The sequence below is a fragment of the Ruegeria sp. SCP10 genome (assembly GCF_040329495.1).
GTDB lineage: Bacteria > Pseudomonadota > Alphaproteobacteria > Rhodobacterales > Rhodobacteraceae > Ruegeria.
Genome location: NZ_JBDZYF010000010.1, coordinates 1 through 26,704, shown reverse-complemented (window position 1 = coordinate 26,704; position 26,704 = coordinate 1). Strand labels below are relative to the sequence as shown.

The 26,704-nt window shown below is 56.5% G+C and carries 26 protein-coding genes and 2 tRNA genes; 14 read left to right on the top strand and 14 right to left on the bottom strand.

Annotated features, from left to right (window positions below; translation table 11 throughout):
- Positions 1–59: 59 nt before the first annotated feature.
- The 6 genes from mutM to recF all read left to right on the top strand — a co-directional run bounded on the left by mutM (position 60) and on the right by recF (position 6,703).
- On the top strand, positions 60–911 hold the full coding sequence (mutM, locus tag ABLN87_RS17355; protein WP_353012553.1) for a bifunctional DNA-formamidopyrimidine glycosylase/DNA-(apurinic or apyrimidinic site) lyase: 852 nt from the start codon (positions 60–62) through the stop codon (positions 909–911).
- 65 nt (positions 912–976) lie between these two features.
- A complete protein-coding gene (locus tag ABLN87_RS17350; RefSeq protein ID WP_353012550.1) occupies positions 977–1,753 on the top strand; it encodes an enoyl-CoA hydratase in 777 nt (258 codons plus the stop codon).
- 226 nt (positions 1,754–1,979) lie between these two features.
- A complete protein-coding gene (gene rpsT / locus ABLN87_RS17345; protein ID WP_142638226.1) occupies positions 1,980–2,243 on the top strand; it encodes a 30S ribosomal protein S20 in 264 nt (87 codons plus the stop codon).
- 556 nt (positions 2,244–2,799) lie between these two features.
- A complete protein-coding gene (gene dnaA, locus ABLN87_RS17340) occupies positions 2,800–4,197 on the top strand; it encodes a chromosomal replication initiator protein DnaA (RefSeq protein ID WP_353012547.1) in 1,398 nt (465 codons plus the stop codon).
- 227 nt (positions 4,198–4,424) lie between these two features.
- Complete coding sequence (gene dnaN / locus ABLN87_RS17335) at positions 4,425–5,546, top strand: DNA polymerase III subunit beta (protein WP_353012544.1); 1,122 nt, start codon at positions 4,425–4,427, stop codon at positions 5,544–5,546.
- Positions 5,547–5,605: 59 nt separating this feature from the next.
- On the top strand, positions 5,606–6,703 hold the full coding sequence (recF, locus tag ABLN87_RS17330; RefSeq protein ID WP_353012541.1) for a DNA replication/repair protein RecF: 1,098 nt from the start codon (positions 5,606–5,608) through the stop codon (positions 6,701–6,703).
- Here the strand turns inward: recF and ABLN87_RS17325 are convergent.
- Positions 6,700–7,266: a carboxymuconolactone decarboxylase family protein gene (locus tag ABLN87_RS17325; RefSeq protein WP_353012538.1), complete on the bottom strand. Its 567-nt coding sequence runs from the start codon at positions 7,264–7,266 to the stop codon at positions 6,700–6,702. The two genes, recF and ABLN87_RS17325, sit on opposite strands and share 4 nt — an antisense overlap.
- A 100-nt stretch (positions 7,267–7,366) precedes the next feature.
- On the opposite strand from ABLN87_RS17325, the gene ABLN87_RS17320 reads away from it, so the two are divergent.
- Both ABLN87_RS17320 and gyrB read left to right on the top strand, forming a co-directional pair.
- Complete coding sequence (locus ABLN87_RS17320; RefSeq protein ID WP_353012535.1) at positions 7,367–7,939, top strand: TetR/AcrR family transcriptional regulator; 573 nt, start codon at positions 7,367–7,369, stop codon at positions 7,937–7,939.
- 102 nt (positions 7,940–8,041) lie between these two features.
- A complete protein-coding gene (gene gyrB, locus ABLN87_RS17315; protein WP_353012532.1) occupies positions 8,042–10,459 on the top strand; it encodes a DNA topoisomerase (ATP-hydrolyzing) subunit B in 2,418 nt (805 codons plus the stop codon).
- 415 nt (positions 10,460–10,874) lie between these two features.
- On the opposite strand, the gene ABLN87_RS17310 is transcribed toward gyrB, so the two are convergent.
- The 7 genes from ABLN87_RS17310 to ABLN87_RS17280 form a co-directional block, all read right to left on the bottom strand.
- The gene (locus tag ABLN87_RS17310) at positions 10,875–11,012 is read right to left on the bottom strand and encodes a hypothetical protein (protein WP_353012529.1); all 138 of its coding nucleotides are present in this window, start codon (positions 11,010–11,012) and stop codon (positions 10,875–10,877) included.
- Positions 11,013–11,145: 133 nt separating this feature from the next.
- On the bottom strand, positions 11,146–11,712 hold the full coding sequence (locus tag ABLN87_RS17305) for a hypothetical protein (protein ID WP_353012526.1): 567 nt from the start codon (positions 11,710–11,712) through the stop codon (positions 11,146–11,148).
- Between the two features lie 56 nt (positions 11,713–11,768).
- On the bottom strand, positions 11,769–12,242 hold the full coding sequence (locus ABLN87_RS17300; protein ID WP_353012523.1) for a hypothetical protein: 474 nt from the start codon (positions 12,240–12,242) through the stop codon (positions 11,769–11,771).
- A gap of 19 nt (positions 12,243–12,261) precedes the next feature.
- Positions 12,262–12,355, bottom strand: a tRNA-OTHER gene (locus ABLN87_RS17295).
- Positions 12,356–13,193: 838 nt separating this feature from the next.
- A complete protein-coding gene (locus tag ABLN87_RS17290) occupies positions 13,194–13,706 on the bottom strand; it encodes a GNAT family N-acetyltransferase (RefSeq protein ID WP_353012520.1) in 513 nt (170 codons plus the stop codon).
- Positions 13,703–14,257 (bottom strand): helix-turn-helix domain-containing protein, encoded by a 555-nt coding sequence (locus tag ABLN87_RS17285; RefSeq protein ID WP_353012518.1) that lies wholly within the window; start codon positions 14,255–14,257, stop codon positions 13,703–13,705. Before ABLN87_RS17285 ends, ABLN87_RS17290 begins: the two co-directional genes overlap by 4 nt.
- Before the next feature lie 119 nt (positions 14,258–14,376).
- Positions 14,377–15,393, bottom strand: a complete 1,017-nt coding sequence (locus ABLN87_RS17280; protein ID WP_353012515.1) for a Fe(3+) ABC transporter substrate-binding protein — start codon at positions 15,391–15,393, stop codon at positions 14,377–14,379.
- A 224-nt stretch (positions 15,394–15,617) separates the two neighbouring features.
- Here ABLN87_RS17280 and ABLN87_RS17275 point away from each other — a divergent pair, with 224 nt between their 5' ends.
- On the top strand, positions 15,618–16,112 hold the full coding sequence (locus ABLN87_RS17275; protein WP_353012512.1) for a GNAT family N-acetyltransferase: 495 nt from the start codon (positions 15,618–15,620) through the stop codon (positions 16,110–16,112).
- An 80-nt stretch (positions 16,113–16,192) separates the two neighbouring features.
- Here ABLN87_RS17275 and ykgO read toward each other — a convergent pair whose 3' ends face one another.
- On the bottom strand, positions 16,193–16,318 hold the full coding sequence (gene ykgO, locus ABLN87_RS17270) for a type B 50S ribosomal protein L36 (RefSeq protein ID WP_008755722.1): 126 nt from the start codon (positions 16,316–16,318) through the stop codon (positions 16,193–16,195).
- A gap of 88 nt (positions 16,319–16,406) precedes the next feature.
- Positions 16,407–16,481, bottom strand: a tRNA-Val gene (locus tag ABLN87_RS17265).
- 149 nt (positions 16,482–16,630) lie between these two features.
- Between ABLN87_RS17265 and ABLN87_RS17260 the strand changes: the two genes are divergently transcribed.
- On the top strand, positions 16,631–17,485 hold the full coding sequence (locus tag ABLN87_RS17260; protein WP_353012510.1) for an N-formylglutamate amidohydrolase: 855 nt from the start codon (positions 16,631–16,633) through the stop codon (positions 17,483–17,485).
- Between the two features lie 3 nt (positions 17,486–17,488).
- Here ABLN87_RS17260 and ABLN87_RS17255 read toward each other — a convergent pair whose 3' ends face one another.
- A complete protein-coding gene (locus ABLN87_RS17255) occupies positions 17,489–18,742 on the bottom strand; it encodes a DNA polymerase IV (RefSeq protein WP_353012508.1) in 1,254 nt (417 codons plus the stop codon).
- Positions 18,743–19,092: 350 nt separating this feature from the next.
- Positions 19,093–19,797 carry an orotidine-5'-phosphate decarboxylase gene (gene pyrF, locus ABLN87_RS17250; protein ID WP_353012505.1) on the bottom strand — a complete coding sequence of 235 codons (705 nt, stop codon included), beginning with the start codon at positions 19,795–19,797 and terminating at the stop codon, positions 19,093–19,095.
- 143 nt (positions 19,798–19,940) lie between these two features.
- Between pyrF and ABLN87_RS17245 the strand changes: the two genes are divergently transcribed.
- Positions 19,941–20,258: a hypothetical protein gene (locus ABLN87_RS17245; RefSeq protein WP_353012502.1), complete on the top strand. Its 318-nt coding sequence runs from the start codon at positions 19,941–19,943 to the stop codon at positions 20,256–20,258.
- A 123-nt stretch (positions 20,259–20,381) separates the two neighbouring features.
- Positions 20,382–23,000 (top strand): ATP-dependent chaperone ClpB, encoded by a 2,619-nt coding sequence (clpB, locus tag ABLN87_RS17240; RefSeq protein WP_353012500.1) that lies wholly within the window; start codon positions 20,382–20,384, stop codon positions 22,998–23,000.
- Between the two features lie 119 nt (positions 23,001–23,119).
- On the opposite strand, the gene ABLN87_RS17235 is transcribed toward clpB, so the two are convergent.
- Together ABLN87_RS17235 and ABLN87_RS17230 are read right to left on the bottom strand one after the other, a co-directional pair.
- On the bottom strand, positions 23,120–23,719 hold the full coding sequence (locus ABLN87_RS17235; protein ID WP_353012498.1) for an NAD(P)H-dependent oxidoreductase: 600 nt from the start codon (positions 23,717–23,719) through the stop codon (positions 23,120–23,122).
- A gap of 153 nt (positions 23,720–23,872) precedes the next feature.
- Entirely contained in the window at positions 23,873–24,688 is an 816-nt protein-coding gene (locus ABLN87_RS17230; protein ID WP_353012496.1) for a cyclase family protein, read from the bottom strand.
- Between the two features lie 221 nt (positions 24,689–24,909).
- Here ABLN87_RS17230 and msrP point away from each other — a divergent pair, with 221 nt between their 5' ends.
- On the top strand, positions 24,910–25,812 hold the full coding sequence (gene msrP, locus ABLN87_RS17225; protein ID WP_353012494.1) for a protein-methionine-sulfoxide reductase catalytic subunit MsrP: 903 nt from the start codon (positions 24,910–24,912) through the stop codon (positions 25,810–25,812).
- 4 nt (positions 25,813–25,816) lie between these two features.
- Complete coding sequence (gene msrQ / locus ABLN87_RS17220) at positions 25,817–26,431, top strand: protein-methionine-sulfoxide reductase heme-binding subunit MsrQ (protein ID WP_353012492.1); 615 nt, start codon at positions 25,817–25,819, stop codon at positions 26,429–26,431.
- Positions 26,432–26,704 lie beyond the last annotated feature (273 nt).

The window sequence follows — 26,704 nt, the reverse complement described above, 5'->3', positions numbered from 1 at the left end:
TCTGTTATAGGGCCATGAGAAGCGGGCACAATGCGGCCCTTTGGTATAGGAGCCATGTAATGCCCGAGTTGCCCGAGGTCGAGACTGTAAGGCGCGGCCTTGCTCCGGCGATGGAAGGGGTGGTGATCGCGCAGGCGGACGTGAACCGCCCTGATCTGCGATGGCCGTTTCCCGACCGGATGGCGGAACGCCTGACCGGGAAGCGTGTTGAGCGGTTGCGGCGGCGGTCAAAGTATATTCTGGCCGATCTCAGCAGTGGTGAGACCCTTCTGGTGCATTTGGGTATGTCGGGGCGAATGACGGTGTCCGGTGATCCGTTGGGTCAGTTCGTGCATGAGCACCCCAGGGCGCAGAAACATGACCATGTTGTGTTCCATATGGCCAACGGTGCGCGCGTGACGTTCAATGATCCGCGCCGGTTCGGGGCGATGGATCTGTTGCCAACGGTGACGGCCGAAGAACACAAGCTTTTGTCGGTTCTGGGGCCGGAACCCTTGGGCAATGATTTTCACGAACAGCACTTGATTGATGCGTTCAAGGGGAAGAACACGCCGGTGAAATCGGCGCTTCTGGATCAGGGAATCGTTGCCGGTTTGGGTAATATTTACGTCTGCGAGGCGCTTTATCGGGGCCGAGTCTCGCCACGTCGCAAAGCCGGGCAGATTTCTAAGCCACGAATTGCAGCTTTGGTGCCGATCATCCGGCAGGTGCTTCAAGATGCAATTGATGCTGGCGGCTCATCACTGCGGGATTTCCGCCAAGCCGATGGAGAACTTGGATATTTTCAGCACAGCTTTGATGTCTACGGGCGCGAAGATGAACCCTGCCGCACCGAAGGATGCGGTGCATTGATCAAGAGAATCACCCAGTCCGGTCGCTCATCCTTCTATTGTGCGCAATGCCAAAGATAACTTGATCCAAGTTTTTCGCGTGATAAGGAATCGTACCTGAACGGAACAACCGGAAGCTAAACCTTATGGCTTTTGAGACGATCATCGTCGAAATCGAAGACCACGTCGGGCTGATAAAGCTAGACAGACCCGACGCGATGAATGCGCTAAACACTCAGTTGGTGAGTGAGCTCTGCGACGCGCTGGAAGAAGCAGATCAGAACGACAAAGTGCGCTGCGTTGTGATCACCGGCTCGGACAAAGCATTTGCTGCAGGTGCGGACATCAAGGAGATGTCCGAGATGAGCTTTGTTGATGTGCTTAGCGCGGATCTTTTTGCTTCGGTCAACGAACGCGTTGCGGCCATTCGCAAACCGATCATCGCAGCTGTGGCGGGTTACGCGCTGGGCGGCGGGTGTGAACTTGCCATGATGTGCGATTTCATCATCGCAGCCGATACAGCCAAGTTCGGCCAGCCCGAGATCAATCTGGGTGTGATTGCTGGCATTGGTGGTACACAGCGCCTGACGCGGTTTGTCGGCAAGTCCAAGGCCATGGACATGAACCTGACGGGTCGTTTCATGGACGCGGAAGAAGCAGAACGCTCGGGTCTGGTCAGCCGGGTTGTCCCAGCTAAAAAGCTGATGGAAGAAGCCATGGGTGCAGCGCAGAAGATCGCTGAGAAATCGCTGCTGACGGCTGCCGCCGCCAAGGAAGCGGTGAACCGCAGCTATGAACTGCCGCTAAGCGAAGGTCTATTGTTCGAGCGTCGCGTGTTCCATTCGATGTTTGCCACTGAAGATCAGAAAGAAGGCATGGCGGCGTTTCTGGAAAAACGTGCTGCGCAGTTCCGCGATAAGTAAGGTCGCAACAAAGACCCCGCGAAAGGCAGGCTTCGGCCTGCTTTTTTTGTTGGGCGCGCCGGTCAAGAATCGGCTTGGCAAACCAATAAAACTTGGGTAGAGACCGCTGTCATACATGCGCGTGCGGCCCGCCTGGCCCGACTCACACTCGTGATTTCTGATCCGGTGCGGATATATCCGTGGCGCGCAACCCTAGATAACCGTACCGAACGAAGGTCACAGACACATGGCAAATTCGCCCCAGGCAAAAAAACGCGCCCGTCAGAACGAAAAGCGTTTCGCCGTAAACAAAGCGCGCCGTTCGCGCATCCGCACCTATCTGCGCAAAGTTGAAGAAGCGATCGCATCCGGCGACAAGGACGCGGCCACCGCAGCCCTGCGCGCGGCCCAGCCCGAACTGATGCGCGGCGTCACCAAAGGTGTCTTCCACAAGAACACCGCATCCCGTAAGATGTCGCGCCTGTCAGCGCGCGTCAAAGCACTGGGTTAAACTTGCTGCATGACCTTAGGTCATGTCAGGAAGGCTGAACCAATTTCAAAGGCGTCGCTAAGTGCGGCGCCTTTTTTCCTGTTGCCGGAATGCCGCGCCCTCACGAAACCGAGAGATTCTTTCGGCCAAAGTGCCGAGTCAATATCAGAGTTTCGTTGCCGCGCCCCATGCCATCTTGCTACCACTGATTCAGCGATTCACTCGCTTGGGGGGACAGGCTGTTTCCACGATCGGACTGACGGGCATCAGGATGATTGCGGATCTGGCGTCGTTGACCGGCCTTGGCCGGGCTGCCGATTTGCTACGGACCTTAGGCTTACCGATGGTTCTGGCTCTGTCTAAAAAATGTGTGCGCGACTTTTGACCCGGTTCGCCGGAAGGCTGTTTTCTGCCAGTCGTCTGAACCAGAGCACGGTCGCATGCAGGTGATCAACTCGCCGAACTATCATGTTCGGCGCACCGTATCCCTATGCGTGGTGGATCCCTAAACCGGGAAACCGGTTCAGTATGAATAAGGCTGACAGGCCAATAAAGAATGGGATGCGTGAGGCGCTGAATGACACAAGAGAAATGGGGACTACTGCGTAACAAGTTGATTAAGGTAATTGGCCGGAACAACTACACGACATGGATTGAACCTCTGACGTTTGAAGAGTTGCAAGATGGTGTCGCGGTGTTTTCTGCACCGACCAATTTCATGGGCAACTATGTCAGTCAGAATTTTGCCGACCTGATATTGTACGAGCTGAATACCTCGGGAGAGTCTGTTCAGCGTTTGGATTTCCGCGTTGCTGCCAACACCCCGGCGCGACCGAATCCGGTCGCAAAACCAGTGGTCGAAGAGGCAGCAGCTGAGACTGCCGCCGCGCCTGTAGCACCGCGCTCAGAGGCGGCGCAAGAGGCGTTGGATTCGATGCAAGCCGCGCCGCTTGATCCGCGTTTCACCTTTGACAGTTTCGTGGTAGGCAAGCCTAACGAGCTGGCTCATGCCGCCGCCCGCCGCGTGTCAGAAGGTGGCCCGGTCACGTTCAACCCGCTGGTTCTGTATGGGGGCGTTGGTCTGGGTAAGACACACTTGATGCATGCCATCGCATGGGAGCTGAAAACCAAACATCCTGAGTTGAATGTTCTGTACCTGTCGGCAGAGCAATTCATGTACCGTTTTGTACAGGCTCTGCGCGAACGCCGGATGATGGATTTCAAACACCTGTTCCGCTCGGTTGATGTACTGATGGTCGATGACGTGCAGTTTATCGCGGGCAAGGATTCCACTCAGGAAGAATTCTTTCACACCTTCAATGCACTGGTGGATCAGAACAAGCAGATCATCATCTCGGCTGACCGCGCCCCGGGTGAGATCAAGGATCTGGAAGACCGGGTAAAATCGCGCCTGCAATGTGGATTGGTTGTTGATCTACACCCCACCGATTACGAACTGCGTCTGGGCATCCTTCAGAACAAGGTTCAACAGCATATCAGCACTTATCCTGATCTGGTGATTGCGGATGGGGTGCTGGAGTTTCTGGCGCATCGCATTTCGACAAATGTGCGCGTGCTAGAAGGCGCTCTGACCCGTCTGTTCGCCTTCGCCTCGCTGGTCGGGCGTGAGATCGACATGGAACTGACGCAGGATTGTCTGGCCGACGTGCTGCGCGCCTCGGAACGCAAAATCACGGTCGAAGAGATTCAACGCAAAGTGTCCGACTATTACAACATCCGTTTGTCGGACATCATTGGCCCCAAACGTCTGCGCTCTTACGCGCGCCCGCGCCAGGTGGCGATGTATCTGTGCAAGCAATTGACCAGCCGATCCTTGCCCGAAATCGGACGCCGGTTTGGAGGACGCGACCACACCACGGTCATGCATGGTGTGAAGCGGATCGAAGAATTGAAAGTCACCGATGGCCAGATCGCGGAAGACGTGGAAATGTTGCGCCGCGCGCTGGAAGCCTGAGGTCTAACGCATAACCTATCAACGATGCCCCGGATGTGATGTCCGGGGCGTTTTCTTGTGCGGTATTGTCCACGGTCGCGCGTGAACTGTACTTGGCGGCGCACGCGCCCCTTGACCGAATGGGTTTTCCAACCCAGAAATCCGTAAAAAATCCTTGTGCCTCAGGGTGGAACCGCTAACGTGCCAGTCCCGCCCATTTCGGCACGCAAGTCAGAGGAATTAAGGGTATGAAGATCAGCATCGAACGCGGCACCCTTCTCAAGGCCGTTTCACAGGCCCAATCTGTTGTCGAACGCCGGAACACGATCCCGATACTGGCCAATGTGCTGATCGAAGCCGAAGGGGATCAGGTTCAATTCCGCGCCACCGATCTGGATATCGAGGTTGTCGACAAAGCCCCCGCACAGGTCGAGAAGGCCGGCGCGACGACGGTGGCTGCGACAACGCTGCATGAAATTGTGCGCAAACTGCCTGATGGTGCTCTGGTTACTTTGACAGCCGACAGTGCCGCAGGTCGTTTGACGGTTGAGGCCGGGCGGTCGAATTTCTCGCTGGCGACCTTGCCGAAAGAAGATTTTCCGGTGATGGCCTCGTCGGAATACGCGTCAAACTTTACCGCGTCGGCGGCCCTGCTGCGCCGGCTGTTCGATAAATCGAAGTTTGCCATTTCGACAGAAGAGACCCGGTATTATCTGAACGGTGTCTATATGCATGTGGCGGATGGGGCTGAGGGTGGCAAAGTGCTGCGCTGTGTGGCCACCGATGGCCACCGTCTGGCGCGTATTGATGCGGATCTGCCCGATGGCGCTGCGGATTTGCCGGGCGTGATTGTGCCCCGCAAAACAGTGGGCGAGCTGCGCAAGCTGCTGGAAGATGACGAGATGGATATCGCCGTTTCAGTCAGCGAAACCAAAGTCCGTTTTGCAACACCCGATATTACTCTGACCTCAAAAGTGATTGATGGTACCTTCCCCGACTACACGCGTGTTATTCCGCAAGGAAACACCCGCAAGCTTGAGGTGGACGCCGCCGAATTTGCGCAGGCCGTAGATCGTGTGGCGACAGTCTCGTCTGAGCGGTCACGCGCGGTGAAGCTACAGTTGGACGGGGACAAACTGATACTGTCGGTCAATGCGCCTGATAGTGGTGCGGCTGAGGAAGAACTGGCCGTGGCTTATGGCGATGAACGGCTGGAGATCGGGTTCAACGCAAAATATCTGCTAGAGATCGCGTCTCAGGTCGATCGCGAAAACGCGGTGTTCATGTTCAATTCGGCGGGAGACCCGACCCTAATGCGCGAAGGCAATGACCAGAGCGCGGTCTATGTTGTTATGCCGATGCGCGTCTGATCGCGCTGGCGCGCGATGCCTCCGGCGGAGGTATTTTTGAACAGAAGAAGGGAGGGGTCATGGGATTGGCCCTGACCGAGCTTACGGTCTCGCATTTTCGGTCTCATAAATTGGCGCGTTTGTCTTTGGATGGGCGTCCGGTTGCCATCCATGGGCCGAACGGGGCCGGGAAGACCAATATTCTGGAAGCGGTGTCTCTGTTTTCGCCCGGTCGCGGGATGCGGCGGGCCAGTGCGGCGGAGATGACCCGGCGACCCGAGGCCTTGGGCTGGAAACTGTCCGGCCTGCTGAGTGCGCAGGGCGGGCGGTATGAGATCGAGACATGGTCCGAAGGCGGCGCGGCGCGCCAGGTTCGCATTGATGATAAGGCTTCCAGTCAGATTGATCTGGGCAAGCTCGCGCGCGTGGTGTGGTTGATCCCGTCGATGGATCGGCTGTGGATCGAAGGAGCCGAGGGGCGGCGGCGGTTTCTGGACCGCATCGCGCTGAGCTTTGATCCCGCGCATGCCGAGGCGTCGCTGACCTATGAGAAAGCCATGCGTGAGCGGAACCGGCTGCTGAAAGATCAAGTCCGGGATGCCCATTGGTACACGGCTTTGGAAGGTCAGATGGCTGAGACAGGGTATCGGATACATGCGGCGCGTCTTGCCGCATTGGATCATTTGCGTGCGGCGCAGGATCAGGCCGAAACGGCGTTTCCTTCAGCCGACTTGGAATTGATTCAAACGGAAGGCGCGATGCCCGAGACAGCGGATGATCTGCGCGAGGCGCTGGGCGAAAGCCGTTTCCGCGATCTTGCGGCAGGGCGGACTCTGGTCGGGCCACATCGCTCGGATCTATACGGGGTGTTCGCTGCCAAAGGAGTTCAGGCCAAAGACTGTTCCACAGGTGAGCAGAAAGCGCTGCTGGTGTCCTTGATCCTATCAAACGCACGGGCGCTGGCGGGGATGGTTGGCGCGCCGCCGATTGTGTTGCTGGATGAGGTGGCTGCGCATCTGGATGCCGGGCGACGCGCGGCGCTCTATGATGAGATCTGTGCGCTGGGCGCTCAGGCCTGGATGACAGGTACCGGGCCTGAGCTCTTTGCGGAATTGGGGGACCGGGCCCAAACGCTGGTTGTTACCGAAGGCGATGAGGGCTCGGTCGTGTCGGCTTAGGCCGGTTCGTTGACTTTGCGCTCCCACAGGAAGCCGCGCATGACCTGATCGACCGGAGTTTTAGCCATGTGGTTGACGTAGTTCGACATGGTTTTCTGCGCCAGACCCAGAACAACATCCAGAACGGCGCGGTGCGAATAACCAGCGTCAAAGAACGCCTGCAGCTGTTCTTCGGTCGGGTTGCCGCGGGTTTCCATCACTTGCAAGGTGAAGGTGCGCAGGGCCTCTAGCTTAGCAGTCGGCAGCGGGGTTTCGTTGCGCAGGGCCTCGGTGATTTCGTCCGAGACCTTCATCATCTTGGCGATGCCGGTATGGGCGGGGACACAGTAGTGGCACTCATTCTCAACGTTGATGGTCTGCCAAATCACGGTTTTCTCATTATTGTCGAAATCGGTTTGCAGGAAGAGGCCGTGCAGAACCTGATAGGCCTCAAGATGCTGCGGGCTTTCCGCCATCACCTTGTGCAGACCGGGCAGGCGGCCAAAGGCGGCTTGCGATTTCTCCAACAACGGTTTGGACCCTTCAGGGGCGGATTCGAGGTCGTGAGACGGGAAGTTGGCCATGTCAAAACTCCTGATTTCTGGCGCGATGAGTCGTATTTAGGGTTTCTTGAGCGATCACTCAAGTATATATTTGAGCAAACGCTCAAAAATTGGTGAGACCATGCCTCGCAAGCCCTCATACGACCGAGACGCACTAATCGCGCAGGCTCGTGATATTTTTTGGCGTCACGGCTGGGCAGGAACGTCGCTGAAAGACCTTGAGCGCGAGCTGAAGCTGAAACCGGGCAGCTTCTACGCGGCGTTCGGGTCGAAAGATACGCTCTACGCCCTGGCGTTAGAGCGGTATGCGCAGGATGGGGTTGCCAGCATGAGGACCTTGGCCGAGGAACTGGGGCCGCTCGGCGCGCTCAAGGCGCAGCCACGTCGCGTAATCGAGGCATCAGAGCTGCCGACCAAAGCCTGCATGTTGGCGAAAACTTTTGCCGAGTTGCAGGCCAAGGATCACGATCTGGCCGCTCAGGCACGTACTCATATGGTTTCGATGAAGACTTGTTTTGCAGACCTGTTTCGCCGCGCGCAGGATGCCGGAGAAATCGCCCCTGATCATGACCCAGACCGCCTCGCCTTGCGCTATCAATCTGACCTTTTAGGGCTGCGATTATCGGCCGAACGCGACGATGTGAACGCAGCAGAGATCGCCGAAGATATTGCAGCAGACCTCGATCGGCTTTGATCTGCAAATAAAGCGGATCAGAACCACAAAATGTTGGGGGATCGCGTGACATTCCCCACCAGAAAACGTATAAGTTACCAAAATAATATAGGTACTAACGGCATGTCCGAAGACGCACAGGCACCCCAGGAATACGGCGCAGATTCCATCAAAGTTCTCAAAGGCTTAGAGGCGGTTCGCAAGCGCCCAGGCATGTATATCGGGGACACGGATGATGGCTCGGGTCTGCACCACATGGTATACGAGGTCGTGGACAACGGAATTGACGAGGCGTTGGCCGGTCATGCCGACCATGTGACCGTGAAAATCCACGCCGATTCCAGCGTTTCGGTCAGCGACAACGGTCGCGGTATTCCGGTCGATATTCACCCCGAAGAAGGCGTTTCGGCTGCCGAGGTCATCATGACCCAGCTGCACGCGGGCGGTAAGTTCGACAGCAACTCGTACAAGGTATCGGGTGGTCTGCACGGTGTGGGTGTATCGGTGGTGAACGCACTATCCGATTGGCTGGAACTGCGCATCTGGCGCGCTGGCAAGGAGCATGTGGCGCGGTTTGAAGGTGGTGAGACTGCAGAACATTTGAAAGTTGTGGAAGAGTGCGGCGATCGCACTGGAACCGAGGTGCGCTTTCTGGCCTCGACCAATACGTTTTCAAATCTCGAGTATTCATTCGAGACGCTGGAAAAACGTCTTCGCGAGCTGGCCTTCCTGAATTCGGGCGTGCGGATCATCCTGATCGACGAGCGCCCGGCAGAGCGGTTGGAAACCGAGCTGTTCTATGAAGGCGGTGTCAAAGAGTTCGTTAAGTACCTTGACCGGTCGAAAACTCCGGCCATGCCCGAGCCGATTTACATCAAGGGCGAGCGCGACGATATTGGCGTCGAAATCGCTATGTGGTGGAATGACAGCTATCACGAGACGGTTCTGCCCTTCACCAACAACATCCCGCAGCGCGATGGCGGCACCCATGTGGCGGGCTTCCGGGGCGCGCTAACTCGGACGATTAACAACTATGCCCAGTCCAGCGGCATCGCGAAGAAGGAAAAGGTCAGCTTTACCGGCGATGATGCGCGTGAAGGCCTGACCTGTGTGCTGTCGGTGAAAGTACCTGACCCCAAATTCTCATCCCAGACCAAAGATAAGCTGGTGTCGTCCGAAGTGCGCCCAGCGGTCGAGGGTCTGATGAACGAAAAGCTGTCCGAGTGGTTCGAAGAAAACCCAAACGAGGCAAAGGGCATCGTCGGCAAGATCATCGAGGCCGCTTTGGCCCGTGAGGCCGCCCGTAAGGCGCGCGAACTGACCCGCCGCAAGACGGCGATGGATGTTAATTATCTGGCCGGAAAGTTGAAAGACTGTTCCGAGAAAGACCCATCCAAGACCGAAGTTTTTCTGGTCGAGGGGGACTCGGCGGGCGGCTCCGCCCAAACGGGCCGAGATCGCCTGACGCAGGCGGTTCTGCCCCTGCGCGGTAAAATCCTGAACGTCGAGCGCGCACGATTTGACCGGATGCTGTCGTCACAGGAGATCGGTAACCTTGTGATGGCGCTAGGTACCGGCATTGGTCGCGATGAGTTCAACATCGAAAAGCTGCGCTACCACAAGATCGTCATTATGACCGATGCGGATGTCGATGGCGCACACATCCGTACACTTCTGTTGACCTTCTTCTATCGGCAGATGCCAGAATTAATCGAAGGGGGGTATCTCTATATCGCTCAGCCCCCGCTCTACAAAGTTTCGCGTGGTAAATCAGAGGTTTATCTGAAAGACCAGGCCGCGCTGGACGATTACCTGATCAATCAGGGCGTCGAAGGCGCAGTGCTGAAACTGGGTTCGGGTGAAGAGATCATCGGCCAGGACCTGACCCGGGTCGTTGACGAAGCCCGTCAGTTGAAACGTGTGCTGGACGCCTTTCCGACCCACTACCCACGTCACATTCTGGAGCAAGCCGCCGTGGCCGGGGCCTTTGTACCAGGCGCGGTCGATGCCGACCTGCAAGGTGTGGCCGACAAGGTGGCCGCGCGTCTTGACCTGATCGCTCTGGAATACGAACGCGGTTGGCAAGGTCGCATCACACAGGATCACGGCATCCGCCTGGCCCGTATCTTGCGCGGCGTGGAAGAAGTTCGCACGCTGGATGGCCCCATGCTGCGCTCGGGCGAGGCGCGCAAGACCGGCAGTTTCACGCAAAGCCTGCAGGAGATTTATAACACCCCCGCCACGTTGGTCCGCCGCGATCGCAGTCAGGACATCCATGGCCCGCTGGACTTGCTGCGGGCCATTCTGGAAGAGGGCGAAAAGGGTCTATCGCTGCAACGCTACAAGGGTCTGGGAGAGATGAACCCGGATCAGCTGTGGGAAACCACGCTGGACCCGGACGCCCGAACGCTGTTGCAGGTGCGCGTGGATGACATGGTCGAAGCGGATGATCTGTTTACTAAGCTGATGGGCGACGTGGTCGAGCCCCGCCGTGAGTTTATCCAACAGAACGCTTTGAGTGTGGAAAATCTGGATTTCTAAGGTGTTGTAGCACCGGCAACAAAGCGTCGTGAGATAGCCCTGGATGCATTGGATTCCGGCAGAATTTCCGCACCGCTCACACGTCTTCTCAATCTCGTCGACACGCGTATCCAGCTCATCGAGGATATTTCGATTGCAATTTCGTGTGTAGACGCGCAATCCGCCAAGTTTTTGCTTAATCTGTACGATCACGGGCAACTCACGCCCAAAGACATCGGGATGTTGTGAAACACTGCGCTTTACATCTTCCAGCACTATTGCGAGTTGGTCAGCCCAGCCTACACGATGCTCTCCAAGTGCCTTTAGAACGCTTGCTTGGATGTCATTCCAATCAACAACCTGGTTCATCACTCATCCTTCAACTACGCCAGCGCGTCAGCTTTCTCATGAACAACACGCGTGATTTCTTCGTCTGTCAGATCTCGATACCTTCGAAATCGGCAGGCGAGATTGGGACCACAACACTGCTTTCACTGTCGTGAACCGCAAATGTCGTCTTCAGGAGCCTCGGATCTTCAGTTTTCGAGAAAACTGGCTCAATTGTCTTGGTCATCGTTGTAACCTGATCGACGTCTGTGCTCTTCAACGTGCTCGGCCAGGTCTCCAGCAAGATTGCCTGCTGCGATGTCCTTTTCCAAAAGCTCAAGGAAAGCTTCTATGGCTGGATCTGTATGCTCGTCCTCGCCCTAGTCCTCGCCATTCACTTCACTAGCGATGCGCTCATCCAATTCGCGAATGCTCGTCCGAATCTGCGACAACAATTCGTTGTCACTACCTTCATGTACCTTGCGCGCTCTGATCTCATCTGCGGAAATCGGATCAGATAGTTTTGCCCGGCCAAGTGCGATCCTTGCCTCTTGCAGTGCCAAAAGCGCCCTGGTCAGTGGATCAATCTCGACGTCAGCAGCGAGCGCGTCGAACTCCTCTGCGCTGCTGATCGGATCAGACAGCGATGCTTGTCCGGCGAGAAACTTGGTCTTTTTCAGCTTCGGGAATGCACGCGTCACCTCATCAGCCTTGGTGCGGGGCTCTCGCGCACCGGTCTTCTCCAGCCACATGGCGGCGATCTTCTCAACCAGTTCCCACACCGTCTGCCTGCGACTATGCTGCGAGATATCGAAGCGTACTGCTTTCTCTTCGATACCGAGCTGCTCGAACTCTCGTTCGTTCACGCGCACTTCGTAGTCGCAGAGATCATCGGTGTCATCGCTGACGTTTCCAGCATGTGCCCGGGCGACTTCGCTCTCGTTCACGTAGACAACGATTTAAGCATCGTTCACCAGCCTTTCGCCACACAAGCAGCGCAACGTTAGCGATCATCCGTTCGGTCGATCTGACCGTAATAGCCACAAACTGAGCAGGTCATTCGATCCCGAACAGGCTTTTCCCGAACACCAAAAAGCGTCTTCCGTTCAGGGTGGCGTTTGCTCGCAACATCATGCGCGCACCAACAGCACAGGGTCGTGTACCAGCCGTCCAACAGCTGGGTGTCGGCAGAATTACCGCATCGTTCACAGCTATGATTTGCTCGTGCAATCGTGGCGGTGATCATCGACTGGATTTGTCGGTCATCACACCTGTGGTAGATGCAGAGCTCACCGAGTTTTTCTTTTATCTGGACGACAAAGGGGTAGGTGGCGATCTTTAAATCGCAGTATTCTTTGACATGTGTGAAGAGCGCCGTGGCCAAGCCGGACCAGCCTTCGGGTGTGCGGCCGAGGCCCTCCTCGACCGATTGCTTGATGTGGTTGAAATCAATTGCGTTCGTAATGTCGTCCGACATGACGGACACCTCCTGAGGATGGTAGGAGGCGTCGGAATCGAACCGACTCGTGCACTCTAATCTGGAGCAATTACAAGGATATAAGCCTCGCCCGCATACCAATGCTGCCTCCCACGGATTTCGCGTGGGTTATCGACCTCAGGCCGATATTCGATGGCAGTGGATGCGTGTGTCTGACATGAACCGAAGCTGAATCAGTTAGGGCTACTGTGTCAAGTCGAAGTGCGCGGCAGCCCGAGATTCTCCGCGTAGTTCTGGGAACCTTCTAGCTTAACGTGTGCTCAATTGACTAAGGCAACTTATCTGGGGTGGCCCTCAGACCGTGAAACTATTCGATGCTCTACGTTCCGGACTCGAACTCTGAAGCTTCGCCAAAGATCAAAACTCACGTCAGTGATCGAGTTTCTGGGGATAGTTCAAACACCGCAGCATGTCCGCATCGGATTGATAGTCGCTGGCCCAACATTCGACTCCATCAAGCTGCGACCAGTCTATGGTGCGCATCCGCTCTTTTAGCGCTTCTGAGTCTAGCGTTCTGTTTCGACCGATTTGTTCTATGACGTGACGTATCAGCCGATTGCATATCAAGCCCCCACCGTCGGAGTTCTATTTTGGAAACTATCGCAAGCGTGCAAGTGAACTGCATTCTGCAAACAAGGGTTGAAATTTGCCAATCAAAGTGTAGCTTTGATTGAAGGAAAATACCAAAAAGTTGTAGGGCTTGTTCAGAAACTACTGTCAATTGAGCGTGTACTTTGAACCACGTAAACTTATGGGCAAATCGTGCAAAGTTATGCGCAAACGTTGCGTAAAGTTATGGGCGAGCACACTTGAATTTCATGAATGAAATCAATGAAAGGAATGCAGCGTTATGCGCGCACCTACAGGCGTCGTGTGAGCAGGATCGGTTTCTGCCCCCTGGCCTGCGCTGATTGACCCTGACGCGGTGCGCTACCTCAGGTCTTTGTACATATAGGTGGTGGGCTCCAGCGTGGGTTCAAACGGGTTGCGGCAATAGTTGGGGATTTCCCCGGCAATCTGAAAACCTATGCTCTGGTAGAGCAGTTTCGATGGGTCGGTGCTGCGTGTGTCCAGAACCAAGAGGGTACGGCCAAGTTCGCGCGATCGGTCCATAAGCGCGCCCATGAGCACCCGCGCCAAACCGCGCCGCCTTGCGTTCGGGTGAACCAAGAGCTTGGCGACATCGGCACGATGCGGCTGATTTGGCATGTTGGCCGGGATCAGTTGTACCGTACCCAAAATACGGCCAGCATCGTAAGCTACAAACAGCTCCAGCGCGTGCAGGTCCGGCCGCACCCGATTGTGCCAATAACTGCGCGCGTCTTCCATCGAGAAGGGTAGAACGAATCCGATGCTCGCTCCGGTATGGACACAGGCGTGCAGAATATCGGAAAGGTCATCGACTGCGTCATCGAAATAATCGTCCGAGAGTCGTGTGATCATATCAGTACCAGAATATAGCGCGCGCCGCGCGCTGCCGTGGTTTCAAATCGCGTCGGGCCAGACAGGTGATAGCGCAGGCAATCCCCGCCGCTCAGCTCGTGCGTGGTGCTATCCACCGTGAGTGTCATCACTCCGTCCAGTACAATCAGATGATGTTCCTGACCTGGTTTTGGCGGGGCTTCATAGCGGATCACGGTGTCGCGTGGCAGGTGGCACTCCAGCACTTCGCCACTCAGGCCGGTGGACGGCGGTGAGACGGATCGGCGCGTATAGCCGGTTTCCGGATCGCTCCACTCTGTTTGCCTTTCAAGTGGAACCTTGGGGTCGAAACTGTCTTCGACCATCATCAGCAAGCGCGACATGGGCAGGCCGTAGGCGTTGCATAAACGGCCTAGGTTTTCAGCCGTGGGGCTGACGTCACCCTTTTCCATGCGCGATAGGGTTGCCCGGCTGATGCCGCTGTGTCGGGCCAGTTGATCCAGTGACCAGCCACGGCCTTGGCGTAGCTCACTTAGTCGGGTTGCCAGGCGGGTTGAGAGGGAATCTAGCATTGTCCATATAATAGAAATATTCTCGATAATGAGAAGAATTGCAGAAATATATAGATATAGCAACGAAAAAAGGGCGCAGAAAATCTGCGCCCTTTGCAATCTACCAGAGATCAGTTGGTTTACTTCCAACCGACTTCGTTAAAGATCTTCTGTGCTTCTGGTACGTTTTTCGCAACGGCAGACAGGTCAACTCCGTCGCCCTTGAAGTCACCCAGTTCTGAAACCGAAGCCGAAATGGCAACGCCTTCAACCGCCGGATATTCGTCGTTACCGGCAGAGAAGTACTGCTGCGCCTGATCGCTTGCCAGATACTCAAGGAACATGATGGCGTTTTCCTTGTTCGGAGCGTTGGCTGCAACACCACCACCGGAGAGGTTCATATGCGCGCCATTGCCGTCCTGGTCTGGGAAGACCCAGCCGATCATGTCACGCTCGGCGGATACACCATCCACGTCTTTGCGAATGGCACGGGCGAAGTAGTAGGTGTTGGACATCGCGATGTCACACTCACCTGAAACGATCCCGCGCAGCTGGTCGGTATCCCCGCCCTGCGGATCGCGTGCGAAGTTGGAGACAACGCCTTCGGCCCAGTCTTTTGCGGCATCCGCACCGGCGTGCTCAATGATCGCGGCCAGAATGGTCTGACTGTACACGTTGGTGCCGGAACGGATGCAGATCTGACCCTTGTATTTCGGGTCGGCCAGATCGGCATAGGTTTGCGGCGGTTCGCTGACGTCATTCTTGTCATAGAACAGGATGCGAGCACGCTGCGAGAAGCCGAACCACTGGTTGTCGCTGTCTTGCAGGTTCGACGGGATACGCTCTTCCAGAACTGCGCTGTCAATCGATTGCAGAACACCGGCATTCTTGGCACGTTCCAGGCGCGATGTGTCAACGGTCAGCAGGATGTCGGCGGGCGAGTTTGCACCTTCGGCTTCCATACGCGCGATCAGTTCGTCGGCTTTGCCTTCGATGCGGTTGATCTTGATGCCGGTCGCTTCTTCGAAGTCTGAATAGAGGCGTTCATCAGTGTCGTAGTGACGAGAGGAATAAAGGTTCAGTTCACCGTCTGCAGCGGCGGAGGTGGCAATCAGCGCTGTCATGGCTGCGGCGATACAGGTCGAGGATTTCAGCATAGTGTCTCCCAACATTGAAATTCTTGGCGGATCATAATCCGACTGAAATTGTCAATTAAACAATTCTGGGTAAGATGCAAGAAAATCCGACTAAAATAGTTGGTCACATGGTCGCGGGTTCGACCCTTCAGGTCATTGGTTTACCTGTCGGGCATTCTTAGGAGATGGGCACAGACCTCAGAGCGCTGTTTGCTGATGCAGTGCCTCGGGTGTAGATTTCAGAAATGACCTACCGCCTGGAGAACGCCACCAAAGAAATGGCTTTGCAGATCGCAATGATATGGGAAACCGGCTGGCATGACGCGCATGCTGATATCGTGCCTTCCCGCCTTCGTGCGCTGCGTACTAAAGATAGTTTTTTCGAGCGCACGATGGAGAACCTTCTGGATACCCGGATTGCTGTCGACGGTTCCAAACTGCTTGGGTTCTGCATGACAAAAGAGGACGAGCTTTATCAGATGTACGTGTCACAACAGGCGCGGGGTTCAGGTGTCGCTCAAGCGCTTATTAGAGACGCCGAAAGCCGGATCAAGGCTGCCGGTCACAAAATGGCTTGGCTGGCCTGCGCAATGGGCAACGAACGCGCAAGTCGATTCTACGAAAAGTCAGGTTGGACCAAAGCCGGGCGGCAGGTTGTCAGCTTGGACACCTCGGAAGGCGCGTTCCCATTGGAAGTGTGGCGCTTTGAGATACAGATGGCGACCGGATTGGATGAATAGTTCAGGCAGCAGTTGGCGTCTCAAAACAAAAAAAACCGCGCTCAACGGCGCGGTTTCTTCTAAATCTATAAGTTCAGTTCTTAGCCCTGGCGTGCTTTGAACTTGCGCTGCGTCTTGTTGATCACATAGACGCGGCCTTTGCGACGCACAATCCGGCAATCGCGGTGCCGGTTCTTGAGCGAGCGGAGCGAGTTCTTGACCTTCATGGTCTGTCTCCAATCTGCGGCGCCTTCATCAAAGACGTGGCCAGCGCCTGGGTTACTCGGGGTCCCGGAAACCGGAACAGTGAAACGATGGTGGGCGGTACAAGGATCGAACTTGTGACCCCTTCGATGTCAACGAAGTGCTCTACCGCTGAGCTAACCGCCCACGTTCCCGTCACGATGCCTACCCCATAACGAAATGGGGCGCGGATCACCGCGCCGGTAGCGGGGTCTATAAAAGGAGTCGTTCAGGGGTTCAAGGGGTTTGGTAGAACAAATTTCCGGTCTATGTTGAGCAACAGCAATGGAGGGGCTATGGCGAACGCAGCCTTTATACTGGACATGCCGGAGAACCGCAGTTCGAGTGTGGTGTTTTCGTCGCCTCATAGCGGGCGGGACTATCCACTGGCGCTGCTGGACCGTTCGGTTCTAAGCCCGAAGGCGATTAGATCGTCTGAGGATGCCTTTGTAGATCAACTGTTTACGCCGGCCTTCGAATTTGGCGCGCCGCTGATCCGGGCCGCTGTGCCTCGCGCCTATCTGGATTTGAATCGCAGCGCGGAAGAGCTTGATCCCGCCTTGATCAGTGGCGCGCGCCGCCAGGGGCACAATCCGCGCGTCGCGTCCGGACTGGGGGTGATTCCCCGCGTCGTGGCCAATGGCCGTGCCATTTATCGGGGTAAGCTGACCATGGATGAGGCGCGATTGCGCATAGATACCTATTGGCGGCCTTATCACGCGCGGCTGAAATCACTTCTGGCCGAGTCGCATGAAATGTTCGGGCAGGCCATCCTGATTGATTGCCATTCGATGCCACATGAGGCCATCGCCGGGGCAGCGCAAGGGACTCGGCCCGAGATTGTTCTGGGCGATCGATTTGGCGCGTCTGCTTCTGGCCAGGTCGTTGATCAGATTGAAGCCGCCTTTGCTGCAGCGGGTCTGAACGTGGCGCGTAACGCGCCCTTTGCTGGTGCTTATGTTACTCAGACCTATGGTCGGCCTGGTCGCCAGCAGCATGCCATCCAGATCGAGATTGATCGCGCGCTTTATATGGACGAGGACAAGATCGCCCCCAACACAAACTTTATGGCTTTCAGCAAACTACTGCGTCAGGTCATTGCGGAGATTGCAAGTATCGGCGCACGACCTCAGCGGCTAGCGGCCGAATAGACCTCAGCGCAGGGCGCGGCCCTTGACGATGGCGTCGGTGCCAAAGCGTTCACGAATTTTGTCAGTTGCGCGCTCGGCCTGCGATCGTCGTGTCGCATCGGGGTCGAGCAAATCGCCTGAAATGTCAGCCTGATCTGCTGGGCACAGATCTGAAAGCCCACAACCCAGCAGCCGATAGGGGCCCTCATCCCCGACCTGATCAAACAGACCGCGCGCGGTGCGGTAAATCCGGTCCGCGATCTGGGTTGGATCGCGCAGCGAGACCCGACGGGTTATGATCTTGTGGTTGGCTTTCTTGAGTTTCAGTGTCACGACCCGCCCAGCCAAATCCTTCGCTTTGGCTCGGTCAGACACTTTCAACGCCATGCGCCAAATATGCCCGTCCAGAATATCGATGCTGGCTGTGTCTTCAAAAAACGTAGTTTCGTTGCTGATCGATTTCATTGGCTCATGGGCCGAAACGCGCCGCTTGTCCTGACCTCGTGCCAGATGCCACAGGCGATACCCCATCGAACCAAACCGGGCCGTCAACGCTTCTTGATCCCAGCGCAACAGATCGGAGAAGCTGCGAATACCGGCGCGTTCCAGCGATTCCTGCGCCGCTGGCCCGATGCCCCAGATCAAACGCACGGGTTTGTCATGCAGAAACTCGGCTGTCTCGGCTTTTCCGATCACTGCAAACCCGCGCGGTTTGTCGAGGTCAGAGGCGACCTTGGCCAGAAATTTATTGTGGCTCAATCCGATAGACCCTGTCAGGCCCAGTTCATCCTTCATGCGTTTGACAAGTCGTGCCAGCATAACAGCGGGTGGCGCGCCATGCAGGCGCTCTGTGCCGGACAGGTCCATGAATGCCTCGTCCAAAGACAAAGGTTCCACAACTGGCGTCAATTCGTCCATCATCTTGCGAATTTGGCGCGATACTTGGACATAGACCGACATACGCGGGCGGATCACCTCCGCGTCGGGACAGAGTTGCAGGGCCTTGAACATCGGCATCGCCGAACGCACGCCCCGGATACGCGCCACGTAACATGCGGTCGACACCACGCCCCGTTTGCTCCCGCCAATGATGACAGGTTTATCCGCAAGTTCCGGATTGTCGCGCTTTTCGACCGAGGCATAGAAAGCATCGCAGTCCATGTGTGCGATAGACAGGCCAAACAACTCCGGATGCGACGTGATACGCGGGCTGCCGCAAGAGGGGCAACGCGTTTCATTATTAACTGTGGTCAGGCAATCTCGGCAAAGACCGGGCATACGTGTCCTCGGGCGTTCCGCGAATGGATCAGGTGTTCTTTATATCACCGATTGAGGGTGATCAAAGGGCTCACGACTCACCTTGATTTTAAAAAGAAGACCCCCCGCGCTTAAGCGGGGGGAGGTAACGAACCTCAGGAAGAAATGGTTCGTTGGGGAGTATTACACCCCTAAGACTCACCGAAATCGCAATATTTAGATAGTTTCTAGCCGTCAGGCCCAAAACTTGCGGTGGGCTGTGTGTATTTTGGACAACAGCGTGAGTTCGGCCGAAGCGCCCAAGAATTGACGTAAGGTCAAGTTAATGAACGGAATTGTGACGCTAAATTGGATTTGATTCCCAAAGGCGCCTAGTGACGTGTCAAAGAATTTAATTCGTTAAGCACAGCTTGTGCGGCAGCTTTTGGGTCGTCTGACTGGTAGATTGGGCGCCCGACAACGATATGATCGGCCCCATCCCCAATTGCGCTGGCCGGTGTGGCAACCCGCTTTTGATCACCCAAGGCAGCCCCTTCAGGTCGCACGCCGGGAGTGACGATGAGGCGGTCTTCGGCCTGCGGCAAGGCGCGGATCAAGGCGGCCTCTTGCGGGCTGGCGATGACACCATCCGCCCCGGCCTCCAATGCCTTGGCCGCACGTTCGACGACCAGCTCCTGCACGTCACCCTCTTTCAGCAGGCTGGCATCCAGATCATCGCGGTTCAGCGAGGTTAGGATGGTCACAGCCAAAATCTTCAAGTCCTTGCCCGAGGCCCCTTCCTTTGCTGCGCGCACCACATGCGGGTCGCCATGAACAGTCAGGAAATCTAGATCGAACTGCGCCAGCCCCCGCACCGCGTTTTCGACGGTGTTGCCGATGTCGAACAGCTTCATGTCCAGAAAGATGCGCTTGCCGTGGTCCTGTTTCAGCTCATTGGCCAAAGCCAGCCCGCCACCGGTCAACATGCCCAACCCGATCTTGTAAAAAGACACACTGTCGCCCAGCCGTTCGGCCATGGCCAGCCCTTGCAGGGCATTCGGAACATCAAGGGCTACGATCAGACGATCATCGGACATGGTTGGGCGCTCCTTTTTGGCAAACGTCTGCGTCCTAACGGTTTCGGACGCGGCTGTCTATCTGTGATGCCGGGCGCGCCGGGTGTCATTCTGTGCTAACCTGTCCGGCATAGAACACGCGAATTCAACGTAAGGGACAGAATATGAAGAAACTGGTTTTGCTGAGTGTGCTTGTTGCGCTGGCGGCATGTGATGAAACCCCGCCCGCCGCGCCAGAGGTCGGGGCGGCCCCTGCACCCACAAATGACAACCTGCGCCTGGTGGGTGGATATCGGTCAGAAGATGACTGGTGCCAGTTGACCGGAGAGACCGCGTTTACCATCGATTTTCTTGATCACACGGCGGAACTTGTGTCCTGCCCAACCGGCAGCGCAGCTGCGCAATCGTTGGTGGATGAAACCGGGGCTGTTCAGGTGGCCGAAACCGGCGGGTATACCGTTTATACAATCCAGCGAGAGTAGCGATTTCTGCGGCTCAGCCTCTTGAACCTGCAAAGATATCTCCCAGATTGAATGTGAGGCCCAGACCGACGCGTGCCGCCAAGCGGGCGCATCATACCGGGGCGCTTTTAGAAGGAGAATGCTATGGACTTGAACAAGTTCACCGAGCGGGCACGTGGATTCGTGCAAGCGGCGCAGACTATTGCACTGCGCGAGGGGCACCAGAGGCTGGAGCCCACACACATACTCAAAGCATTGATGGATGACGATCAGGGGCTGGCCAGCAACCTGATCACCCGCGCGGGCGGCGCGCCCAACCGCGTGGTCGAGGCGCTGGATGCCGCAATGGGCAAGATCCCCAAGGTCAGCGGCGATGCCAGCCAGATCTACATGGACGGCCAGACCGCCAAGGTTCTGGACGAGGCTGCCAAGATTGCCAACAAGGCGGGTGACAGTTTTGTGCCGGTCGAACGCGTGTTGATGGCGCTCTGCATGGTGAAATCCAAAGCCAAGGACGCTTTGGAGGCCGGGGCAGTATCTGCGCAGAAATTGAACGAAGCCATCAACGACATCCGCAAGGGTCGCACTGCAGACACCGCGTCGGCGGAAGAAGGCTATGACGCGCTCAAGAAATACGCGCGCGATCTGACTGAGGCGGCGGCTGAAGGCAAGATCGACCCGATCATCGGGCGGGATGAGGAAATCCGCCGCTCGATGCAGGTTCTGTCGCGCCGGACCAAGAACAACCCGGTTCTGATCGGGGAACCGGGCGTGGGTAAAACCGCGATTGCCGAGGGCATGGCCCTGCGCATCGTCAATGGTGATGTGCCGGAATCGCTGAAGGACAAGAAGCTGTTGGCGCTCGACATGGGTGCGCTGATCGCTGGCGCGAAATACCGGGGTGAGTTCGAAGAACGCCTCAAGGCGGTTCTGACCGAAGTGACCGAGGCCGCGGGTGAAATCATCCTGTTCATCGACGAGATGCACACTCTGGTTGGAGCCGGTAAATCTGACGGCGCGATGGATGCCGCCAACCTGATCAAGCCTGCGCTGGCTCGGGGTGAGTTGCATTGTATTGGCGCAACCACGCTGGATGAGTATCGCAAATACGTCGAAAAAGACGCAGCCCTTGCGCGCCGGTTCCAGCCCGTTGTGGTGGCTGAACCCACCGTCGAGGACACGATCAGCATCCTGCGCGGTATTAAAGAGAAGTACGAGCTGCACCATGGCGTGCGCATCTCGGACTCGGCGCTGGTGTCTGCGGCGACGCTCTCGCATCGCTATATCACCGACCGGTTCCTGCCCGACAAGGCCATCGACCTGGTTGATGAGGCGGCGTCACGGTTGCGGATGGAGGTGGACTCCAAGCCGGAAGAGCTCGATCAGCTGGATCGCCAGATTCTGCAGATGCAGATCGAGGAAGAGGCGTTGAAGCTCGAAGACGACGCTGCATCCAAGGATCGTCTGGAAACCTTGCAAAAGGATCTGGCCGATCTGCAGGAGCAATCCGCCGAGCTGACGGCTCAGTGGCAGGCCGAGCGTGACAAGCTGGCAGGCGCGCGTGATTTGAAAGAACAGCTCGACAAGGCGCGCGCTGATCTGGAAATCGCCAAGCGTGAAGGCAACCTCGCCAAGGCCGGTGAGCTGTCCTATGGCGTCATCCCCGAGCTTGAGAAAAAGCTGACCGAGGCCGAAAACGCCGAAAGCAACGCCATGATGGCCGAGGAAACGGTGCGTCCTGAACAAATCGCCAGCGTTGTTGAACGCTGGACCGGTATCCCAACTTCGAAAATGCTGGAAGGGGAGCGCGAGAAACTGCTGCGGATGGAAGACGATCTGCATTCCCGCGTGATTGGTCAGGATGCGGCGGTGACCGCCGTGGCCAACGCCGTGCGTCGTGCGCGTGCGGGCCTGAATGACGAGGGTCGGCCGTTGGGTTCGTTCCTGTTCCTCGGCCCGACCGGTGTGGGTAAGACCGAGCTGACCAAGGCCGTGGCGAACTTCCTGTTCGACGACGACAACGCGATGGTGCGCATCGACATGTCCGAGTTCATGGAGAAACACGCGGTCGCCCGTTTGATCGGCGCCCCTCCGGGCTATGTCGGCTATGACGAAGGCGGTGTGCTGACCGAGGCCGTGCGGCGCAGGCCCTATCAGGTTGTGCTGTTTGACGAGGTCGAAAAGGCGCACCCGGATGTGTTCAACGTGCTGTTGCAGGTTCTGGACGATGGCGTGCTGACCGACGGTCAGGGCCGCACCGTGGATTTCAAGCAGACGCTGATCATCCTGACGTCGAACCTCGGCTCGCAGGCACTCAGTCAACTGCCCGAAGGCGCGGACAGCGCACAGGCGCGGCGAGATGTGATGGATGCGGTCCGGGCGCATTTCCGGCCTGAATTCCTGAACCGTCTGGACGAGACGATCATCTTTGACCGGCTCAAGCGGGCCGACATGGATGGCATCGTCGATATCCAGATGGCACGCCTGCAGAAACGTCTGGCCGCCCGCAAGATCGAACTGGCATTGGATGATGGCGCAAAAGAATGGCTGGCCGATGAAGGCTATGACCCAGTCTTTGGAGCGCGTCCCTTGAAGCGTGTCATTCAGCGCGCCTTGCAGAATCCGCTGGCCGAGGCGTTGCTGGCAGGTGAGATCAAGGATGGCGAAACCGTCCCGGTCTCAGCCGGAGCCGATGGTTTGATCATCGGTGATCGGCTGGGCACATCCGAACGGCCCAGACCGGATGATGCAGTGGTGCATTGATCAAACCTAAATCAACAGAAGGACCCGCTGCGTAAGCGGGTCTTTTTTATTGCTCCTAACGCTTTTGAATGCCTGACCTTTAGTGCCCGACTGGGGTTTGAGGTATCGTTGTTAGCCCATCAGGCTTTGATCTGCCGAGGTGCAGGTAAGGTCTGTCCAGCGCGATAGCTTTGTTCCAGTAGCGCTTCGCGACGTTGTTTCGATCCTGTTGATCCATATAGCATTTCCAGCTTACGGGGCGAAAACCCGAAATACCCAAAGGTGCCCTGTGTCCAAAGTGTCTCTATCGCGTTCAGATATCCGGCGTCTTCCATTTCGTCGGATCTTGCCCCCGCAGGTATCAGCAAGACCCCTGATCTGGGCCGTTGTAGCGACTTTTCGCGATCGTCCAATTGATCATAGGCCCAACCCCAAGACCAGACGCGATCAACCCAACCTTTCATCATCGACGGCATCCCCCACCAAAAAAGTGGAAACGCGAGGCAGATGGCATCCGCGCGCGAGATCCGCGCTTGCTCGGATCTAATATCGGCGAGTGGCGCGGATGCATTGTCCCCCTCGATGTCCGCCATGGACCACCGCGGATCGAAGCCCTCGGCATGCAGGTCAGCAAATTCAGTTGTGTGACCGGCTGCATTGGCCCCATCCATGAACATCTGTGCTGCGGCGGCGGTAAATGAGTTGGGATCTGGATGATCGATGACGGTCAGCACGTGCATGAACAGGACTTTCTGTTGAAATTGGTCTTCCACTGGCACTGTGATTGCTCAAGGTACCTTTAGGTCAAGCTCAAAACTGGCCGCTGAGTGGGTCAGCGAAACAAAGGCTCTCCGACAAGGCGAGCCTCTGATGTGGTATTTTGATTGTCGTCCTCAAACCAGCGCAAATATCCGCGCGGGTCCTCCGGTGCCGCCTTTGTGTTTCGGCGCGCCGATAACAAGCGTGGCGCCTGCGGCGGGGACGCGGTCAAGGTTGGCCAGACACTCGATCCCGAACCGGCCCGAAGGCAGCCATGCGTAGTGAGTGGCGAAATCGGCGGACATGCCATGATCCAGCGACAGTGTATCCACCGCGATTGACCGCGCGCCGGTGTCTTCCATCAGCATCTGCGCAGCCTCGACATGGAAGCCGGGATAGTGCTGTGCCGCGCCATCGAAGTTCCGAAACTCATCCGTCGCCGTTTTGCTGCCCCAGCCTGAATGCATGGCGACACAGGCGCCGTCCGGAATGTCTCCGTTCGCGGCGATCCAGGCTTTTAGGTCATCCGGTGTGACGCGGGTGTCGGCATCCTCGGCAGCGCGTGCGGCGATATCCACCACGCATAAAGGCGCAACCAGATCGCTCACCGGAATTTCGTCGACCGATGTGCCATCCGCCGAGAAATGCAGCGGCGCATCTATATGTGTACCGGTATGTTCACTGATCGTAAGATTGAGCAGATTGAAGCCATTGTCTGCAAAGTTAAACGGCTGTTCGGTCGAGATACCAGGCTCGCCACCCCATGTTGGGAATTCAGGGCTGAGCGTATGGGTCATATCCTCAACCCCGCCATGACCTGCGGCCAATGCTGCCGGCGCGCCAACTCCGGTTGCAGCTGCGGCCACGCCTGTGGCTGCCGCGGCTTTGAAGAAGTTCCGCCGCGACAGCATTTTGTCTTTGACGGCATTCATTACGCAGATGTCACACATATGAAGTCTCCCTGTCAGCATTCTCAGTTGTTCGCCGCAGATCGGACTGCGACTCGCTTACTATACCTAAACCTGACCAACTGACCTGAATCTTATGCAATGGAGGAGCGGGCAAGGGTGAACGTTACAGCGACTTCGCTCAATCGTGACGCCTGTTTCCTTGGCTCTGTGCTATCAGGGCACTACGTCACACATGACGCTGATACAGGACGGAGACCCAAATGGCGCATCGCTGGACCAACACTTTGACACATGCCGATGTCACCCCTCGGGCGGCATTTCTGAACCGGCGGCAACTGATGGCCGGGTTGGCAGGTGTTGGACTGACCGCGATGGCGCGGCCCGCGGCGGCGCAGGAGGCTCTTGAGCCAAACACCTGGGAAGAGATCACCAGCTACAATAATTTCTATGAATTTGGCACCCGGAAAGATGATCCGGCCGAATATGCGCATATGCTGGTGACTGAGCCGTGGAGCATTCAGATCGATGGTCTGGTTGACCGCCCCGGCGAATACGGGTTCCAGGACATTCTGTCCGAAATGACCATCGAGGAACGCATCTACCGCTTCCGCTGTGTCGAGGCCTGGTCGATGGTTATCCCCTGGAATGGGTTCGAGTTGGCGGATTTGTTGAACATGGCAGGTGTGCAGGAGGGCGCAAAATATGTGGCGTTCGAAACCGCCTATCGCCCCGATGAAATGCCAGGCACTCAATTCCCGATATTGGACTGGCCCTACCGTGAAGGTTTGCGTCTGGACGAGGCGATGCATCCGCTGACGATCATGGCGACGGGCATTTATGACCGCCCGATTCCAAACCAGAACGGCGCACCTTTGCGACTGGTCGTGCCGTGGAAATACGGGTTCAAATCCATCAAATCGATTGTGAAAATCACCCTCACCGAAGATGAGCCGCCCACCAGTTGGAACATGTCCGCGCCACGTGAATATGGGTTTTACAGCAACGTGAACCCGAATGTGGATCACCCGCGCTGGTCGCAGAGTTCGGAACGTCAGATTGGTGGCGGGCTATTTTCCAAACGCATCCCGACGCTCATGTTCAACGGATATGAGGATGAGGTGGCCAGCCTGTATGAAGGTATGGACCTGAAAGAATTCTACTGATCAGATGCAAGCAATAAATCAGATACTGCGCAAGATCCCCGTCTGGACGATTTATGTGCTTGGGGCGCTTCCTGCCCCTTGGTTTCTGTATTTGGCCCTCACTGGTGGCCTGGGGGTCGAACCGATCAAGGCGCTGGAGCATGAGTTGGGCGAACTGGCCCTTCAGTTTCTGATCCTCGGTCTGGCCGTTACGCCTTTGAGTCAACACTTTGGCCTGAACCTGATCAAGTTCCGCCGGGCGATCGGGGTTTTGACCTTTGCTTATGTCACGCTTCATTTGCTGGTCTGGTTGGTGTTGGACGTTCAAATACCTAGCCAGATTTGGGCCGACATCATAAAGCGTCCATATATTACAGTCGGCATGGCGGGGTTTCTTCTGCTTCTGCCTTTGGTTATGACGTCAAACAACTGGTCGGTGCGCCGTTTGGGTCCGCGCTGGCGTAAGTTGCACAAGCTGGTCTATCCGGCAGTCCTGTTGGGTGGTGTGCATTATGTCATGCTTGCCAAGGGCTTTCAGCTCGAGCCGCTGCTCTACCTTCTGGTGATTGTCGGCCTTTTGGTTTTGCGATTGCCGATGTCAGGGCTGCTGTCTCGTACACGGCAAGCCGATTCCGCCTGAGTTTAATCTGAGTCTGTGGGTAACCCCGTGCATAACGCGTGTTTGGTGTTGATCCCGGTTAGTAGACACAGAGTATTGTGCTTTTGGCTTAGGTTTGAATTTTATTAAACCATTGTATTAATTGTATAAAGATGGTCACTTCAGTTTTTTAGTAGATTTCTGAATTTTCTGCTTGCGGCTTATGTTTGTTATGCTTAGAACCCCCTTCACCGGCGGCGCTGAGGTTGTTGTTGGGACGCTTTAGATGGCGGAGACGGGCCGGAGAGACGGTTG

Coding starts and splice junctions, on each gene's coding strand:
- mutM (WP_353012553.1), top strand. CDS start 60: ATGCCCGAGTTGCCCGAGGTCGAGACTGTAAGGCGCGGCCTTGCTCCG.
- ABLN87_RS17350 (WP_353012550.1), top strand. CDS start 977: ATGGCTTTTGAGACGATCATCGTCGAAATCGAAGACCACGTCGGGCTG.
- rpsT (WP_142638226.1), top strand. CDS start 1,980: ATGGCAAATTCGCCCCAGGCAAAAAAACGCGCCCGTCAGAACGAAAAG.
- dnaA (WP_353012547.1), top strand. CDS start 2,800: ATGACACAAGAGAAATGGGGACTACTGCGTAACAAGTTGATTAAGGTA.
- dnaN (WP_353012544.1), top strand. CDS start 4,425: ATGAAGATCAGCATCGAACGCGGCACCCTTCTCAAGGCCGTTTCACAG.
- recF (WP_353012541.1), top strand. CDS start 5,606: ATGGGATTGGCCCTGACCGAGCTTACGGTCTCGCATTTTCGGTCTCAT.
- ABLN87_RS17325 (WP_353012538.1), bottom strand. CDS start 7,266: ATGGCCAACTTCCCGTCTCACGACCTCGAATCCGCCCCTGAAGGGTCC.
- ABLN87_RS17320 (WP_353012535.1), top strand. CDS start 7,367: ATGCCTCGCAAGCCCTCATACGACCGAGACGCACTAATCGCGCAGGCT.
- gyrB (WP_353012532.1), top strand. CDS start 8,042: ATGTCCGAAGACGCACAGGCACCCCAGGAATACGGCGCAGATTCCATC.
- ABLN87_RS17310 (WP_353012529.1), bottom strand. CDS start 11,012: ATGACCAAGACAATTGAGCCAGTTTTCTCGAAAACTGAAGATCCGAGG.
- ABLN87_RS17300 (WP_353012523.1), bottom strand. CDS start 12,242: ATGTCGGACGACATTACGAACGCAATTGATTTCAACCACATCAAGCAA.
- ABLN87_RS17290 (WP_353012520.1), bottom strand. CDS start 13,706: ATGATCACACGACTCTCGGACGATTATTTCGATGACGCAGTCGATGAC.
- ABLN87_RS17285 (WP_353012518.1), bottom strand. CDS start 14,257: ATGCTAGATTCCCTCTCAACCCGCCTGGCAACCCGACTAAGTGAGCTA.
- ABLN87_RS17280 (WP_353012515.1), bottom strand. CDS start 15,393: ATGCTGAAATCCTCGACCTGTATCGCCGCAGCCATGACAGCGCTGATT.
- ABLN87_RS17275 (WP_353012512.1), top strand. CDS start 15,618: ATGACCTACCGCCTGGAGAACGCCACCAAAGAAATGGCTTTGCAGATC.
- ykgO (WP_008755722.1), bottom strand. CDS start 16,318: ATGAAGGTCAAGAACTCGCTCCGCTCGCTCAAGAACCGGCACCGCGAT.
- ABLN87_RS17260 (WP_353012510.1), top strand. CDS start 16,631: ATGGCGAACGCAGCCTTTATACTGGACATGCCGGAGAACCGCAGTTCG.
- ABLN87_RS17255 (WP_353012508.1), bottom strand. CDS start 18,742: ATGCCCGGTCTTTGCCGAGATTGCCTGACCACAGTTAATAATGAAACG.
- pyrF (WP_353012505.1), bottom strand. CDS start 19,797: ATGTCCGATGATCGTCTGATCGTAGCCCTTGATGTTCCGAATGCCCTG.
- ABLN87_RS17245 (WP_353012502.1), top strand. CDS start 19,941: ATGAAGAAACTGGTTTTGCTGAGTGTGCTTGTTGCGCTGGCGGCATGT.
- clpB (WP_353012500.1), top strand. CDS start 20,382: ATGGACTTGAACAAGTTCACCGAGCGGGCACGTGGATTCGTGCAAGCG.
- ABLN87_RS17235 (WP_353012498.1), bottom strand. CDS start 23,719: ATGCACGTGCTGACCGTCATCGATCATCCAGATCCCAACTCATTTACC.
- ABLN87_RS17230 (WP_353012496.1), bottom strand. CDS start 24,688: ATGTGTGACATCTGCGTAATGAATGCCGTCAAAGACAAAATGCTGTCG.
- msrP (WP_353012494.1), top strand. CDS start 24,910: ATGGCGCATCGCTGGACCAACACTTTGACACATGCCGATGTCACCCCT.
- msrQ (WP_353012492.1), top strand. CDS start 25,817: ATGCAAGCAATAAATCAGATACTGCGCAAGATCCCCGTCTGGACGATT.